General features: G+C 73.2%; 14 protein-coding genes. 10 read left to right on the top strand and 4 right to left on the bottom strand.

Annotated elements, in window-relative coordinates; all coding sequences use genetic code 11:
- Positions 1 to 68: 68 nt before the first annotated feature.
- Genes ASG28_RS13455 through ASG28_RS13445 form a run of 3 tightly spaced genes read left to right on the top strand, consistent with a single transcriptional unit; the run spans position 69 to position 2,283 of the window.
- Positions 69 to 524: a PTS sugar transporter subunit IIA gene (locus ASG28_RS13455; RefSeq protein WP_152970100.1), complete on the top strand. Its 456-nt coding sequence runs from the start codon at positions 69 to 71 to the stop codon at positions 522 to 524.
- Positions 521 to 823 (top strand): PTS sugar transporter subunit IIB, encoded by a 303-nt coding sequence (locus ASG28_RS13450; RefSeq protein WP_054145253.1) that lies wholly within the window; start codon positions 521 to 523, stop codon positions 821 to 823. The genes ASG28_RS13455 and ASG28_RS13450 overlap by 4 nt, the downstream gene beginning before the upstream one ends.
- On the top strand, positions 823 to 2,283 hold the full coding sequence (locus ASG28_RS13445) for a PTS ascorbate transporter subunit IIC (RefSeq protein ID WP_082454665.1): 1,461 nt from the start codon (positions 823 to 825) through the stop codon (positions 2,281 to 2,283). The genes ASG28_RS13450 and ASG28_RS13445 overlap by 1 nt, the downstream gene beginning before the upstream one ends.
- A 219-nt stretch (positions 2,284 to 2,502) precedes the next feature.
- On the opposite strand, the gene ASG28_RS16965 is transcribed toward ASG28_RS13445, so the two are convergent.
- A complete protein-coding gene (locus ASG28_RS16965; RefSeq protein ID WP_235477801.1) occupies positions 2,503 to 3,846 on the bottom strand; it encodes an FAD-dependent monooxygenase in 1,344 nt (447 codons plus the stop codon).
- Positions 3,847 to 3,906: 60 nt separating this feature from the next.
- Here ASG28_RS16965 and ASG28_RS13435 point away from each other — a divergent pair, with 60 nt between their 5' ends.
- From ASG28_RS13435 to ASG28_RS13420, 4 genes are all read left to right on the top strand, one after another.
- The gene (locus ASG28_RS13435) at positions 3,907 to 4,407 is read left to right on the top strand and encodes a MarR family winged helix-turn-helix transcriptional regulator (protein ID WP_235477799.1); all 501 of its coding nucleotides are present in this window, start codon (positions 3,907 to 3,909) and stop codon (positions 4,405 to 4,407) included.
- 138 nt (positions 4,408 to 4,545) lie between these two features.
- On the top strand, positions 4,546 to 5,187 hold the full coding sequence (locus ASG28_RS13430; protein ID WP_055976037.1) for a GNAT family N-acetyltransferase: 642 nt from the start codon (positions 4,546 to 4,548) through the stop codon (positions 5,185 to 5,187).
- A gap of 214 nt (positions 5,188 to 5,401) precedes the next feature.
- Positions 5,402 to 6,667, top strand: coding sequence for a chromate efflux transporter (gene chrA, locus ASG28_RS13425; protein ID WP_055976034.1), 1,266 nt, complete (start codon positions 5,402 to 5,404; stop codon positions 6,665 to 6,667).
- Between the two features lie 205 nt (positions 6,668 to 6,872).
- Positions 6,873 to 7,964 (top strand): nuclease-related domain-containing protein, encoded by a 1,092-nt coding sequence (locus tag ASG28_RS13420; RefSeq protein WP_055976030.1) that lies wholly within the window; start codon positions 6,873 to 6,875, stop codon positions 7,962 to 7,964.
- Between the two features lie 72 nt (positions 7,965 to 8,036).
- On the opposite strand, the gene ASG28_RS13415 is transcribed toward ASG28_RS13420, so the two are convergent.
- Together ASG28_RS13415 and ASG28_RS13410 are read right to left on the bottom strand one after the other, a co-directional pair.
- Complete coding sequence (locus tag ASG28_RS13415) at positions 8,037 to 9,086, bottom strand: sugar kinase (protein ID WP_055976027.1); 1,050 nt, start codon at positions 9,084 to 9,086, stop codon at positions 8,037 to 8,039.
- The gene (locus ASG28_RS13410) at positions 9,083 to 9,712 is read right to left on the bottom strand and encodes a bifunctional 4-hydroxy-2-oxoglutarate aldolase/2-dehydro-3-deoxy-phosphogluconate aldolase (RefSeq protein ID WP_055976024.1); all 630 of its coding nucleotides are present in this window, start codon (positions 9,710 to 9,712) and stop codon (positions 9,083 to 9,085) included. Before ASG28_RS13410 ends, ASG28_RS13415 begins: the two co-directional genes overlap by 4 nt.
- A gap of 212 nt (positions 9,713 to 9,924) precedes the next feature.
- Between ASG28_RS13410 and ASG28_RS13405 the strand changes: the two genes are divergently transcribed.
- The 3 genes from ASG28_RS13405 to ASG28_RS13395 all read left to right on the top strand — a co-directional run bounded on the left by ASG28_RS13405 (position 9,925) and on the right by ASG28_RS13395 (position 12,947).
- Complete coding sequence (locus ASG28_RS13405; RefSeq protein WP_055976021.1) at positions 9,925 to 11,229, top strand: PP2C family protein-serine/threonine phosphatase; 1,305 nt, start codon at positions 9,925 to 9,927, stop codon at positions 11,227 to 11,229.
- 314 nt (positions 11,230 to 11,543) lie between these two features.
- Positions 11,544 to 12,089, top strand: a complete 546-nt coding sequence (locus tag ASG28_RS13400; protein ID WP_055976017.1) for a cysteine hydrolase family protein — start codon at positions 11,544 to 11,546, stop codon at positions 12,087 to 12,089.
- Between the two features lie 174 nt (positions 12,090 to 12,263).
- The gene (locus ASG28_RS13395; RefSeq protein ID WP_157485740.1) at positions 12,264 to 12,947 is read left to right on the top strand and encodes a hypothetical protein; all 684 of its coding nucleotides are present in this window, start codon (positions 12,264 to 12,266) and stop codon (positions 12,945 to 12,947) included.
- A gap of 178 nt (positions 12,948 to 13,125) precedes the next feature.
- Here ASG28_RS13395 and ASG28_RS13390 read toward each other — a convergent pair whose 3' ends face one another.
- Positions 13,126 to 13,506 (bottom strand): hypothetical protein, encoded by a 381-nt coding sequence (locus ASG28_RS13390; protein WP_055976011.1) that lies wholly within the window; start codon positions 13,504 to 13,506, stop codon positions 13,126 to 13,128.
- Positions 13,507 to 13,625: the final 119 nt, after the last annotated feature.

Raw genomic sequence — 13,625 nt, 5'->3', positions numbered from 1 at the left:
CCCCGCCCCACCACCGCAACCGACGCCCGTCCCGACGCCGACGTCACCGACCCCCACCAGGAACGACAGTGCTGACCGACCTCCTCACCCCCGAGACCATCCTCTTCGCCGACCGCGTCGACGGCTGGCGCGACGCCGTCGAACGCGTCGCGCAGCCCCTGCTCGACAGCGGCGCCATCAGCAGCCACTACGTCGCGGCCATGACCGACTCGATCGCCGCGGGCGGCACCTACATCGACCTCGGCTTCGGCATCGCCCTGGCGCACAGCCGGCCCGAGAACGGCGTCGAGCGCACCGGGCTCTCGAGCCTGCGGGTCGGCGAGACCGTCCTGCTGAACGACGAGCCCGCGCACCCGATCGACCTCTTCTTCTGCCTCGCCGCGACCGACCCGCAGAGCCACCTCGACACGATGATGGCCCTCGCCACCCTGCTCTCCGACGAGACGCTCCGCGCCGAGCTGCTCGCCTCCTCCACCCCCGCCGACACCCTGGCGGTCCTCACCAAGATCGGACAGAACGCATGAAATTCCTCGCCGTCTGCAGCTCGGGCCTCGGTTCGAGCTTCATGGTCCACATGAACATCGAGAAGGTCCTCAAAGAGCAGGGCATCACCGGGGTCGACGTCGACCACGCCGACCTCGGCTCGGTCGGCCCGGGTGCCGCCGACGTGATCTTCGTCGGCGCCGACCTGGCCGACTCGGTCGGCGGCCTCGGCGACGTCGTGGTGCTCGACAGCATCATCGACCTGGCCGAGCTGCGTACCAAGGTGCGCGAGACCGCGATCCGCAAGGGCGTGACCGTGCCCGACGCCGAGGCCAACTGATGGAGGGCGTGCTCTCCGTCCTGCTGGACGTCTTCCGCCAGCCCGCGATCATCGTCGCGCTGATCTCGCTCGTCGGCCTGCTGCTGCAGCGCAAGGCGTTCAGCGACGTGCTCAAGGGCACCGTGCGCACCCTCGTCGGGTTCCTGGTGCTGGCCGCCGGTGCCGGCGTGGTCGTCGCCTCGCTCGACCCGTTCGGCGCCATGTTCCAGGAGGCGTTCAACGTGCAGGGCGTCGTGCCGAACAACGAGGCCATCGTCGGCCAGGTGCTGCTCGACTACGGCTCGGCCGCCGCGCTGATCTTCTTCTTCGGGTTCATCGTCAACGTGCTGCTGGCCGCGACGACGCACTTCAAGTACATCTACCTCTCGGGTCACGTCGCCTTCTACATGGCCGCGATGATCGCCGTGATCCTCGGCGTCGCCGGGTTCCCGGTCTGGGGCGTCGTGCTCTGGGGCGCGCTGCTGCAGGGTCTCGTCACGACGCTGTCGCCGGCGATCGTGCAGCCCTTCATGCGGAAGGTCACCGGCTCGAACGACGTCGCCCTCGGCCACACCGGCGGTGCCGGCGTCGCCCTGAGCGGCCTGGTCGCCACGCTGACCCGGGGCAAGGGCACCCCGTCGAAGTCGACCGAGGACATCACGTTCCCGAAGGGCCTCGGGTTCCTCCGCGACACCACGGTGATCGTGGCACTGTCGATGGCCGTGATCTACGTGATCGTCGCGCTGTTCGCCGGGGCCTCGTTCGTCGAGACCGAGCTGAGCGACGGCCAGAACTACATCGTCTACGTCGTCATGCAGGCCGCGACCTTCTCGGCGGGCGTCTTCGTGATCCTCGCCGGCGTGCGCGTCGTGCTGGCCGAGATCGTGCCCGCGTTCAAGGGCATCAGCGAGCGCCTCGTCAAGAACGCGATCCCTGCGCTCGACGTGCCGATCACCTTCACCTTCGCCCCGAACGCCGTGCTGATCGGGTTCCTCGCGAGCTTCGTCGGCGGCATCGTCGGCATGTCGGTGATGATCTTCGCCGGCACCGCCATCGTGATCCCGGGCGTCGTCGCCCACTTCATGACCGGAGCCGCCTCGGGCGTCATCGGCAACGCCGCGGGCGGTCGACGCGGTGCCGTGCTCGGTGCCTTCGCCAACGGTCTCGCGATCACCTTCCTGCCGCTGTTCCTGCTGCCGGTGCTCGGCGACATCGGACTGTCGAACTCGACCTTCTCCGACTCGGACTACGGCGTGGTCGGCATCCTGTTCGGCCAGATCAGCCTGGCCGGCGGTCAGATCGCCGTGATCGTCGCGATCCTCGCGTCGCTCGTGCTGGTGTACGCGTCGAGCCTGTTCGTGCGGGCTCGTGCCCGCCGCGCCGGTGGCCGCGACGGTGGTGCCGACGGCGACGCCGGCTCGGGCGATGCGGCGACGGCCGCCGACGGCACGCGCGTCGGCCAGACCGCCTCGGCGCGCTAGGTCGGTCGGCCTCCCCGGCTGACGACGGGCGGGTTCGGCGGGAACGGGCGTCTTCGGACGCCCGCCTCCCCCGGGCCCGCCCGTTCTGCGTGTCCGGGCCCTCCGTCGGACACCCGCGCCGCGCCTCCTCGTCCCGGCTGCTCGGTCGAGTGGTCCGAGATCGTCCTTCCCGGCGGGGTGGAGGACGATTCGGGACCACTCGACGGGAGCGTCAGGGCGTCAGGGCTCGAGGTGTGCGTAGTCCGGCAACTCGAGCGCGTCGGCCGGCGGGGTGGAGAAGCGCGCCCCGAGCCGACGCGCGACCCGGGTCGACGCGAGCCGCACTCCGGCGTGGAACAGCGCGACGCCGGCGCGGGACGTCGGGTTGGCGACCCGCGGCACCCCCGGTGGCAGCTGCTGTGCCTGCTCGACGTAGGGCCGCATGAGCCGCTCGTACCCGGCGATGGCGTCACGGTGGTGACGGTGGGAGGCGAGCTCGCCGGCCAAGACGTAGGCCCCGGCCAGCGACAGGCTCGTGCCCATGCCGCTCACCGGCGAGGCGCAGTACGCGGCGTCGCCGAGCAGCACGACCCGTCCCGTCGACCATCGCGGCGCCCGCACCTGCCCGATCGACTCGAAGTAGAGGTCGTCGGCCTGATCGAAGCCGGCGAGCACGCGTCGGGCCTCCCAGCCCGCGTCGTCGAAGATCTCGTGCAGTCGGGCCCGCTGTTCCGCGACGGTGCGGCGCTCGGCCCCGCCCCGCTCACGGGTGCGGTCGGTGACGAACGACATCGCGGCGCGGATCGTCCCGTGGGCGTCGGGCCGCAGGGTGATCGAGCGACCCCCGGCGGCGTTGTACCAGCGCCACCAGTCGTCGTCGTCGGCCGTCCGCGGGATCGTCGCGTACGAGGTCTCGAGCCCCAGCGACCGGATCGTCGGCTCGTCGCCGAACACGAGGCGCCGTGTCGACGAGCCGATGCCGTCGGCAGCGACCACGAGGTCGAAGCGCTCGTCGGGGGCGTGCTCGAACGAGACGACGACGCCCTGCGAGACGGACCCGGGAGGCGCGTTGCCGGCGGGCGTGGAGGCCACGGTGGTCATCGGGTCGCCTCCCGTGGCGGCATCGGCTGCGGCGCCGGCGGCCCCGCCCCCGTCGTCCTCCCGGATGCCGGTGATGCGGTCGCCGAACCGGTACGTGGTGCCACGACCCTGGCCGTCGCCCGTGGTGCGCCCGACGAGGAGCCGCGCGAGGTCCCCCCGCAGGATCTCGAGTTCGGCGGTCGCGCCTCCTGAATCGGAGGTTCCGGCGGGGAACTCGGCGACCGTGCCGCCCGTCGGCCCGACGAACCGGGTGCCGACCTCGCCCGTGGTGGCGGCGCGGACGTCGTCCTCGAGGCCCATGCGACGCACGACTTCACGGCCTGCACCGCGGACGTCGACGTTCTGCCCGCCGGTCCGCAGCTCGGGGGCCCGTTCGACGATCGTCGTCTCGAAGCCGTAGCGGTCGAGCCAGTAGGCGAGGGCAGGCCCCGCGATGCTGGCGCCCGAGATGAGGACGCGGGTGCGCGTGGTGGGAATGGTCACGAGTTGCTCCCTGGATTGATTATCAACGATATTGGCAATCTACACGGCTATCGTTGAGTGGTGACCGACATCGACCTCCACGACCGCCCAGATCGCGACGACCGCACCCGGGCCCGGCGTGACGGTCGCGAGCTGCCCGCGGACGACATCCGTGCCCGCGTGCAGCAGGTGGCCGTCCGGCAGCAGCGCTTCGAGCGGCACCTGGCCGAGCGTCTCGGCGTCGACCGGGCCGGGCTCGACGCCATGGACCACCTGATCACGACCGGCCCGGCGACCCCGAGCGAGCTGGCGCGCCGCGTCGAGGTGTCGACGGCCGCGATGACCCTCGTGTTGAACCGCCTCGAGTCGGCCGGTCACGTGCGGCGCGAGCGACACCCCTCCGACGGCCGCAAGCTGATCGTCACGGCCGAGCAGGCGTCGGCCGACCGGGCCTACGAGCAGGTGCTGCCGATGATCGACGGCATCGAGCGCCTCGTCGACGGCATGGACGAGGCCGAGCGGGCGGTCGTGCAGGGCTTCCTCGACCGACTGATCGCCGTGTACGACGACGCGACGCCCTGAGGCGAGGCGGACGATGCCGCCGGGTGGGCACGACGCCAGGCTGTGGTCACCCCGCCAGGATGTGGTCACCACGCCAGGACCAGTGATGGCGCTGTGCCCACATCCTGGCGTCGTGACGACCCGACCTAGGCTCAGGGGGTGACCAAGACGACGGACGACCTCATCCCGCTCGTCGACCGGTGGGTCAAGGGCTGGGCGCTCTCGCGTGGCGCCGCCCGTCACCGCGACGGCGACGCCTGGCGGGTCGAGGTGGCGGCCGCGACCCGGTCGCTGGAACGCATCGTGGCTCAGCCGACGCCGGCCGAGCTGACCCGCCTCGTCGACGAGACGATCACGCCCGACGTCTGGCTGTCGGTGGTCGGCCCCCTCGACGACGTCGCCCGCACGACCCTGGCCCGACTCGAGGCGGTGACCCACGCCGAGCGCATGATGACGGCCCCCGTGTCGGCGACGCCGTCGCCCCCGGGGATCGTCGTCGTCGACGACGACGACCAGGTCGTGCACGTCAGGGTCGAGGTCGACGGCGTCGTCGCCGCCCGCGGCCAGGCGGCGATCGTCGGCGACCACGTCGTCTTCGACCGCATCGCGACCGAACCCGACTTCCGGAGGCGCGGGCTGGGTCGCCGCGTCATGTCCGGTCTCGAGCACGGGGCCGCCGCCCGAGGAGCGACGACGGGCATGCTCTTCGCGAGCGTCGACGGTCGCCGCCTCTACGAGAGCCTCGGCTGGCGCGAGGTCGCCGAGCTGGGCACGTGGCGGGGCCGCGGCCTCCCGGGGTGACGACCCGCGCCTCCTGGGGCACCGAGATGTCAGGACTTGCCGCTCACCTTCGTAGATGAGCGGCAAGTCGTGACATCTCGCGGCGGCGCGGGCGGCCACCTGCCACGATGACCTCGTGACCGAGCGCGCACCCGACCCCGGCGGCCGACCCGCCCGTGGCCAGACCCGTGGCCCGGCTCGTGGCCCGGCTCGCAGTCCGAGCCGCGTCCGCGAGGTGCTGTCCGCGTTCTCGGTGCTCGGGGTGACGTCGTTCGGCGGTCCGATCGCCCACCTCGGGTACTTCCGGGCCGAGGCCGTGACGCGTCGGCGCTGGCTGGGCGACGGGCCGTACGGCGACCTGGTCGCGATCGCGCAGTTCCTTCCGGGGCCGGCCTCGAGCCAGGTCGGGTTCGGGCTGGGTCTGCTGCGGGCGGGTCCGATCGGGGCGCTCGTCGCCTTCGTCGCGTTCACCCTGCCGTCCGCGGTGATCATGTTCGCCGTGGCGACGGGGGTCGGGCTGCTCGACGGCGTCGTCGGGTCGGCGATCGTCACGGGGCTGAAGATCGGCGCGGTCGCGATCGTGGCACATGCCGTCATGGGCATGTGCCGATTCCTCGCCCCGGATCGAACTCGAGCGAGCATCGCGGCCGCCGCCGCCGTCCTCGCACTGACCCTGGCGGGACCGGCCGGGCAGCTCTCGGCGATCGCGCTGGGGGTGCTGGCCGGGCTCGTCTTCTGCAGGACGGCCGAGCCGACGGCCGAGCCGTCTTCCGGGCTGACCGCCGGGCCGTCATCCGGGCCGTCCGCCGGGCCTCCTGCCGGGCCGTCCGCCGGGCCGTCTGCCGGTACGACCCCGGCCACGCCCCTCCGCTTCCCTGTGACGCGTGCCGCCGGCGTCACCTGCCTCGCGGTGTTCGCGGCGTTGCTCGTCGGCCTGCCCGCCCTGGCCTCCGCCACCGGCTCGGGCACCGTCGCGCTCGTCGACGTCTTCTACCGCGCCGGAGCCCTCGTCTTCGGCGGCGGCCACGTCGTCCTGCCGCTGCTGCACGCCGGCCTGGTCGAGCCCGGCTTCGTCGACGACGACACCTTCTTGACCGGTTATGCCGCCGCCCAGGCGGTCCCGGGCCCGCTCTTCACCTTCGCCACCTACCTCGGTGCCGTGGCCGACATCGGACCAGGAGGCGCGCTCGGGGCTGCGCTCGCGACCCTCGCGATCTTCGCGCCGGGGCTCCTGCTGCTGGTCGGGGTGCTGCCGTTCTGGAACACCCTCGGCGGCCGCGCGCCGGTCCGAGCCCTGATGCGCGGAGCGAACGCCGCCGTCGTCGGCCTGCTCGCCGCCGCCCTCTACGACCCGGTCGTCACGACGGCGATCACCGGTGTGGGGCCGTTCTGTCTCGCCCTCGTCTGCTTCGTGCTGCTGGTCGCGTGGCGGACTCCGCCGTGGGCCGTCGTCGCAGTGGCGGCGGCCGGCGGTCTGCTGCTCGCGGTGCTGCCCGGCTGACCCGGGCCGGGCCGAGCCCGGCCCGCCCGGCCCCTCGAGATGTCACGACTTGCCGCTCACGTTCGAACCTGAGCGGCAAGTCGTGACATCTCGCCACCCCGCCACCCCGCCGCCCCGGCACCCCGTCGCGGCATCTCGGCGAGCACCGACCGCCCGCCCGGCGAGGCACCCGCGCCCCACCGGCACCCCGTGTTCTGCTGGAGGCATGCCGTTCGACCAGAGCCTCGTCCCGTGGATCATCGCCGCCGTCCTGCTCGTCGCCCTGGTCGTGGTCGCCGTCGTGCTGCGTGCCCGGGCCCGTCGGGCCGTGGCCGCCGCGAAGGCCGCCGCCGACGAGCAGGCCCGGGCCGCCCGCGAGCAGCACGAGGCCCTCGCCACGGCCCACGACGACGCCCTCGCCCAGGCAGCCGCCGACCACGCCCGCGAGCGCGACGCCCTGGGTGCCGAGCGCCAGGCCGCCCTCACCGAGGCGAAGCAGGCCCGCGACCTCGTCGCCGCCGGGCTCAAGTGGGAGGCCACCTCGCGCGACGACATCGCCGACGCCTGCCGTCAGCTGGGAGTGGACGCGGTGTTGCTGACCAACGTGGTCTTCGTGCCCGTGGCGACCAGCGCCTCCTCGCGGTTCGTCGCGCAGGTCGACCACGTCCTGCTCGGCGAGACCGGCGTGATGGTGATCGAGAACAAGGGCTGGAACGGCATCGTCTTCGACGGGCTCACGCCGAGCAGCGTGTTCCCGGCGTTCGCGGGCCTGTTCGACGAGAGCACGATGACGCCGCCGTTCGCGCTGCAGGTCGTCAAGGACTCCCCCACCGTGCTCACCGTGCGGACCCACCTCGGCCGCGAGGCCCCCGCGTCGCAGGTGCGGCGGCAGGCCCAGCGGCTGTCCGACCGGGTGCAGGCCGAGACCGGCGTCCGGCTCTGGTTCGACACCTGCGTGTTCTACTCGCACCGCGACGCGACGGTCTTCGCGACCGAGCGCGACGCCACCGACGGAGGCGCGGCGACCGCGATCGTGTCGCACCGGTCCCAGCTCGCGGGCGTCGTCCGCGAACTGACCTCGCGTCCGACGAAGAAGCTGTCCCGGGCCCGGGTCGACGACCTGGCCCGGCTGTTCGCGTCCTACGGCGCCGACGTGCTGCGCTTCGGCGCGTACGCCCAGGAGGCGCGGGTCGCGTCGACGCCCGAGGTCGCAGAAGCCCAGGAGGCGCGGGTCGCGTCGGCCCCCCAGGTGCCGGAGGCGCGGGTCGCGCCGGCCTCGGAGGCCGCGGACCCCCAGCGGCCCGACCCGACCGAGTGAGGTCGGCGAGATGTCACGACGTGCCGCTCGTCTTCGGAGGTGAGCGGCCAGTCGTGACATCTCGACGCACCGTCACCGGATGACGGGGTCGCCGCCGGCCCCCAACCCCGGCCCGGGGCCCTCGCCGAGCCCGTCGAGGTCGAGCGCTCCCTCCCAGTCGCCCGCGTGCCGACACGCCGCGGCACCCGACAGACTCGCGAGCCGCAGGCGTCCGGTCAGCACCTCGCCGCGGGCCCATCCCGCGAGGTAGCCCCCGACGAACGCGTCCCCGGCGCCGACGGTGTCGACAACGTCGATCTCGTGCGCGACGACCGGGGCCCGATCACCGCCGTCGACCGCGAACGCGCCGGCTGCTCCCGCCGTGACGACGACGTGCTGGTGGCCCGCCCCGACCAACGTGTCGGCAGCGAGCTCGGCCTGCTCGAGGCCGGACGCCCGGGTGTCGAACTCGAACGAGGACCCGACGAGGAACGGCACCTCGTCGACGCTCGCGACGACGAGGTCGGCCGCCGCGGCGAGCTCCCGGTGCGCCTCGGCGGCGGGCCGGTCGCCCCACAGGCGCGGCCGGTGGTTGACGTCGAACGAGACGAGGGCGCCAGCCTCGCGGGCCCGCGTGACGAGATGCCGGACGGCCTGGGAGGCCGAATCCGAGAGGCAGCCGGTGATGCCGGTGACGTGCACCAGGGTGCCGGGGGCGAGGTCGAGGTCGAGCGCGTCGACGTCCGCGGCGGTGAGGGCGCTGCCCGCGCTGCCGGCGCGATGGTACGAGACAGCGGTGCGACCGTCGGCGCGGACGTCCTTGACGAGCAGACCGGTGGGGCGGTCCGGGTCGACGACGGTGCGGGCCGTCACCCCCTCGGCCCGCAGCTCGCGGACGATGCGGCGGGCGAGCGAGTCGGCGGCCACCCGGCCGGCCCAGACGACCGGGACGCCCAGGTGGGCGAGGGTCATGGCGACGTTGGCCTCGGCGCCGCCCGTGCCGACGGCCACCTGCTCGGCCCGCCAGAGCTGCTCGTCGGGTCCCGACCGGAAGACGGCGAGGCCTTCGCCCACGGTGACGACGCGCTCGAACGAGCCCCGGGCGCGACCCCGGCCCTCGAACCCGCTCGGGACGCCGCTCACGCCGACGCCTCCTCACGGAACGCCCGGGCACGGTCGGTGACCAGGTCGAAGCGGCCGGCGGCGACGGCGTCGCGCGGGGTGATCCAGCTCGTGCTGATCGAGTGCACGGCGTCCCCGCGATAGGACGCGGCCTCGGCGAGGCCCACCCCTCCGCTCGGCACGAACCGGAGGTCGGGGAACGGCCCGGCGAGCGCCGAGATCGCCGCAGCGCCACCGAGCTGGGCCGCCGGGAAGAACTTCTGCACCGTGAACCCCGCCGCGCGTGCCCGCATCACCTCGGTGGCCGTGGCCACGCCCGGGACGTGCGACACCCCGAGCGCCCGGCACCGATCGGCCACCGACTCGTCGAGCCCGGGGCTGATCACGAACGTCGCCCCGGCATCGACGGACGCGTCGACCTGCTCGGCCGACAGCGCCGTGCCGCACCCGACGACGAAGTCGGGCACCCCCGCCATGGCCCGGAGCGCCTTGATCGCGCCCGGGGTGCGGAGGGTCACCTCGGCGCACGGCACGCCGCCCGCGACGAGGGCGCGGGCGAGCGGAACGGCCTGCCCCGGGTCGTCGATCACGACCACGGGCAGCACGTGGATCTCGGAGAGGCGGCTGAGGACGTCGACGGCGCTCATGCCACCACCCAACCATCGCCCGCCCACACCACACAACGACCCCGCGTCGCCTGTGGACGACGCCTCGCCCCCAGGAGGCGCGGTGCGCGTCGTGCCCACACCGCGCCTCCTCGGGTCCTCGGTTCCGTCGGCCGCACCCTGTAGCGTCAGGGGGACGACGAGGCAAGACGACACCTGTGGTCGACGGACCATCCAGGGGCGAGGGGATCGGCATGGGACGCGTGACGGAGGGTGCCGACGCCGTCGGGCGAGCACTCAACACGGCCCTGCGGCGCGTGCCTCTCGAGAAGGTGCCGCTGTTCCGACAGTCGTTCATCGCCCTGCTGATCGTGCTGGCCGCGGTGCTCAGTGCGACCCTGCCGTGGCTGATCGTCACCGACGCGATCACGATGTGGCTCGGCGTCGCGGTGGCCGTCGCCGCGCTGGTGTTCGCCGCCCTGATGGCCCGCCACGCCGAGTTGCGCCGGTGGGAGATGCTCGTCCCCGCGGCCGACTTCGTCGCCGTGGGGCTGCTGCGCTACGGCACGGGCGACCAGCGGTCGGTCTTCCTGCCGATCGTGCTGCTGGCGGTCATCTGGGTCGCGTCCTGGCCCGGCCGGCGCAACGTGCTGCTGCCCCTGGTCGGAACGTGTGTCACCTTGCTGCTGCCGTACCTGTTCAGTTCGGAGGGTCGTGGCCCGAGCGAACTGATCCGCCTGGCGTTCGCCCTGATCGTCTACGCGACGGTGGCCGCGGCGGTCAACGAGCTGGCCCGCCAGGCGAAGGCGCGCCTCGAACGGGCGCGGGCCCAGCAGCACGCCGTCGAGCGCGAACTGAATCGGGCGGCCGTGGTGCAGCAGTCGCTGCTGCCTCCGGACGCCTCGACCCTGCCCGACGCGTTCGCGGTGTTCGGGGCCTGTGTGCCGGCCCGCGAGGTCGGCGGCGACTTCTTCGACTGGTACCCGACCTCGTCCGGCATCGCCGTGACCGTCGGCGACGTGATGGGCAAGGGCGTCGGCGCGGGCATGATCGCGGCCGCGGTGCGCTCGGTGATCCGCAGCAGCGTCGACGACGGCGACCCGGCCGAGGCCTTCCACCGCGCCTCCGTCGGGTTGACGACGAGCGCCTACGACACCGAGACGCAGTTCACGACGTCGTTCCACGCCCGCATCGACGCCGACGGCGGGGTGCTCTGGGCCGACGCGGGGCACGGGCTGGCGTTCATCCGGCGCGCGGCGGGCGGCGTCGACCGTCTCAACTCGGCCGACCTGCCGATCGGCGTGGGCACCGCCTGGCATCGGCACCGCTCGCAGCTCGACGATGGCGACGTGTTCGTCTGCGTCAGCGACGGGGTGCTCGACCTGTTCCCGGTCGAGCTCGAGGCGCTGCACGACCTCGAGCAACTGCTCGCCGCGACCCCCGAACCGGCCCGCATCGTCGAGGTCGTCGAGGGTCTGGCCCGCGAGCGCGAGCGCAGCGACGACGTGACGGTCGTCGCGACGACGCTCGTGCCGACGTCGGTGCCGGTGCGCCCCTGAGCTGGGCCGCCCCGCCCCGCCCCGGCCGCCGCCACCCCGCACGTCGCCCTATCCCCCCGCCGCGCTGCGCTCCGCGACCCCGCAACCGACCACGCCGCCACGAAGTAAACAATCCGCCACCTCATGTCGTGGCGGAATGTTCACTTCGTGGCGGGTTGGTGGCCACGGACGGGCGGAGCTGACCGGGGCGGGGCGGGGCGACGGGACCACGAGGCGCGGGCCGGCGACCGGATCGCGGGAGGCGCGATGCCTGACGGCCGCACACCGCGCCTCCTCGTCCCCGCCCCGGGCGTGCTGCCTGGCATGCTTGCACGATGACCCGCGCGCTGCTCATCGTCGACATCCAGCTGGACTATTTTCCCGGGGGCGCGTTCCCCCTCGTCGAGCCCGAGGCGGCGGCAGCAGCCGCCGGCGAGGTGCTCGAGGCATTCCGGGCGTCGGGTGAGCCCGTCGTGCACGTCTTCCATGTCTCGACCGGTGACGGCGCGACGTTCTTCCGCCCGGGGACGGCCGGCCTCGCGTTCCACCCGTCGGTCGAGCCCCGCGACGGCGAGCTGGTCGTCGAGAAGCACGTGCCGAACAGTTTCGTGGGCACGGGACTCGAGGCGAGCCTCCGCGAGCGCGACGTGACCGAACTCGTGATCGTCGGGATGATGAGCAGCATGTGCGTCGACTCGACCACGCGGGCCGCGCACGAGCTCGGTTTCGCCTGCACCGTCGTCGCCGACGCCTGCGCGGCCCCCGACCTCGTGCACGGCGGGACGACCATCGCCGGCCGCGACGTCCACGCGGCGTTCATGGCCGCCCTCGACGGGAGCTTCGCGACCGTCGTCACGAGCGAGTCCTTGCTCGCGGCCTGACTACTCGGCGCGCAGGGCTGCGTCGCGTTGGCTCCACCTCTTCCCGCCACGAAGTGAACATGCCGCCACCTTTTCGCGTGGCGGTATGTTCACTTCGTGGTGGGCTGGCGGGCTGGCGGGCTGGCTGGCTGGCTGGCTGGCGCAGCGTGCGACCGGACTGGATAGGGTTTCGTCATGTTATGGATATCCGTCGTCGGGGTGTTGGCCGGAGTCTGGTGCCTGGTCGCGCCGCCCCGGGCCATGTTGTTCGGCTCGCGCTGGCAGGTGCGCGACGGCGACCGGGCCGAGCCGAGCGACCTCTTGATCCGCTACACCCGGGTCTCGGGCGTGATCCTGATCGTGCTCTCGGTCGGCTTCGGGTTCTGGGGCTTCACCGCGCAACGACAAGCGGAGGCACGCGAGTCGTTGCAGGACGCCTGGGACATCGGCGTCTTCTCGTCCTACAGCGACCTGCAGATCGACCTCGACCCCGACGTCGAGCAGACCACGAGCGTGGCCGGTGTGATGTCGCGGTCCACGGGCGAGCAGCAGGGGCTGCCGGTGTGGCAGGCGAAGGTCGTCGGGCGTGACGACCTCGGCGAACTGGGCGGAGACCTGGCCGACGGTGACGTCGTCGTCGCCGTGCGGCAGGGCAGCTGTCAGCCCGGGACGGTCTTCGTCGAAGAGAGCGCCGACGAGGTCTCGGTGGCGGTGACCGGCACCTCGAAGATCCGGTTCCAGGGCGCGCCGTTGCGCTGCGGCACATCGAACCCGTTGACGAGGCCCGACGCGGCTGAACTCCGCATCGTGCACGTGCCCCTGTCGGCGCCACTCGGCGACCGCGAGCTCGTGCTGCCCGACCCGCCGGCGCGCGACTGACCCCTCGCACCGCGCCTCCTCACCCTCGGACCGCGTCCACGCCGCCACCCCGCCACGAAGTAAACATCCCGCCACCTTTTCTCGTGGCGGGATGTTTACTTCGTGGCGGGGTGGCAGGGTGGCAGGTCAGCAGGGCGGCGGGCCGGTAGGTCGGCGGGCCGGCAGGCCAGCGGCGGCGCTACTGCCGACGCCTGCTCGCGACCAGCGCCACGACCAGCCCCGAGATGACGGTGGCACCCACGGCGTTGGTGACGCGGGAGCGGCGGCGGTAGCGCTGGTGGGCCTGGTCGGTGGCCTCCATGGCGGCGATCGTGACGGTCTCGGCGACGTCGCGCACGGTCTTCTCCGCCCGGTCGGCGATCACCTCCGCGCGGTCGACCAGGTCGTGGGCCGACGACCCGGCCCGGTCGGTGACGTCGCGCACCACGGTCTCGGCCCGGCCCGCGAGGTCGTGCAGGGCACCCCGGGCGACGGGCGGCACGACGTCCTGGGTGTCGATGAGTTCACGGGCCCGTCGTGCGGCGCGGGTGACGAAGTCGTCGGGGTCGGTGGTGCTCATGGTCGGCTCTCTCCGTTCGCCCGCGCACGGGTGCGACGGGTCCCCGCCATCGTGCTCCTCCCGCACGAGGAACGGGCCCACGACGCCAGACGATGGGCACAGCGCCAGCCCTTGTCCTG

Origin of the sequence: Frigoribacterium sp. Leaf415 (assembly GCF_001424645.1) — a bacterium.
Classification (GTDB): Bacteria; Actinomycetota; Actinomycetes; order Actinomycetales; family Microbacteriaceae; genus Frigoribacterium.
The sequence above is the reverse complement of the archived record's forward strand: the minus strand, read 5'-3'. Positions and strand labels throughout refer to the sequence as shown.

Bases quoted from the DNA above. Each gene is read 5' to 3' on its own strand.
- ASG28_RS13410 (WP_055976024.1), bottom strand. From the start codon at position 9,712: ATGAGCGCCGTCGACGTCCTCAGCCGCCTCTCCGAGATCCACGTGCTG.
- ASG28_RS13445 (WP_082454665.1), top strand. From the start codon at position 823: ATGGAGGGCGTGCTCTCCGTCCTGCTGGACGTCTTCCGCCAGCCCGCG.
- ASG28_RS13450 (WP_054145253.1), top strand. From the start codon at position 521: ATGAAATTCCTCGCCGTCTGCAGCTCGGGCCTCGGTTCGAGCTTCATG.
- ASG28_RS13395 (WP_157485740.1), top strand. From the start codon at position 12,264: ATGTTATGGATATCCGTCGTCGGGGTGTTGGCCGGAGTCTGGTGCCTG.
- ASG28_RS13400 (WP_055976017.1), top strand. From the start codon at position 11,544: ATGACCCGCGCGCTGCTCATCGTCGACATCCAGCTGGACTATTTTCCC.
- ASG28_RS13420 (WP_055976030.1), top strand. From the start codon at position 6,873: ATGCCGTTCGACCAGAGCCTCGTCCCGTGGATCATCGCCGCCGTCCTG.
- ASG28_RS13390 (WP_055976011.1), bottom strand. From the start codon at position 13,506: ATGAGCACCACCGACCCCGACGACTTCGTCACCCGCGCCGCACGACGG.
- ASG28_RS13405 (WP_055976021.1), top strand. From the start codon at position 9,925: ATGGGACGCGTGACGGAGGGTGCCGACGCCGTCGGGCGAGCACTCAAC.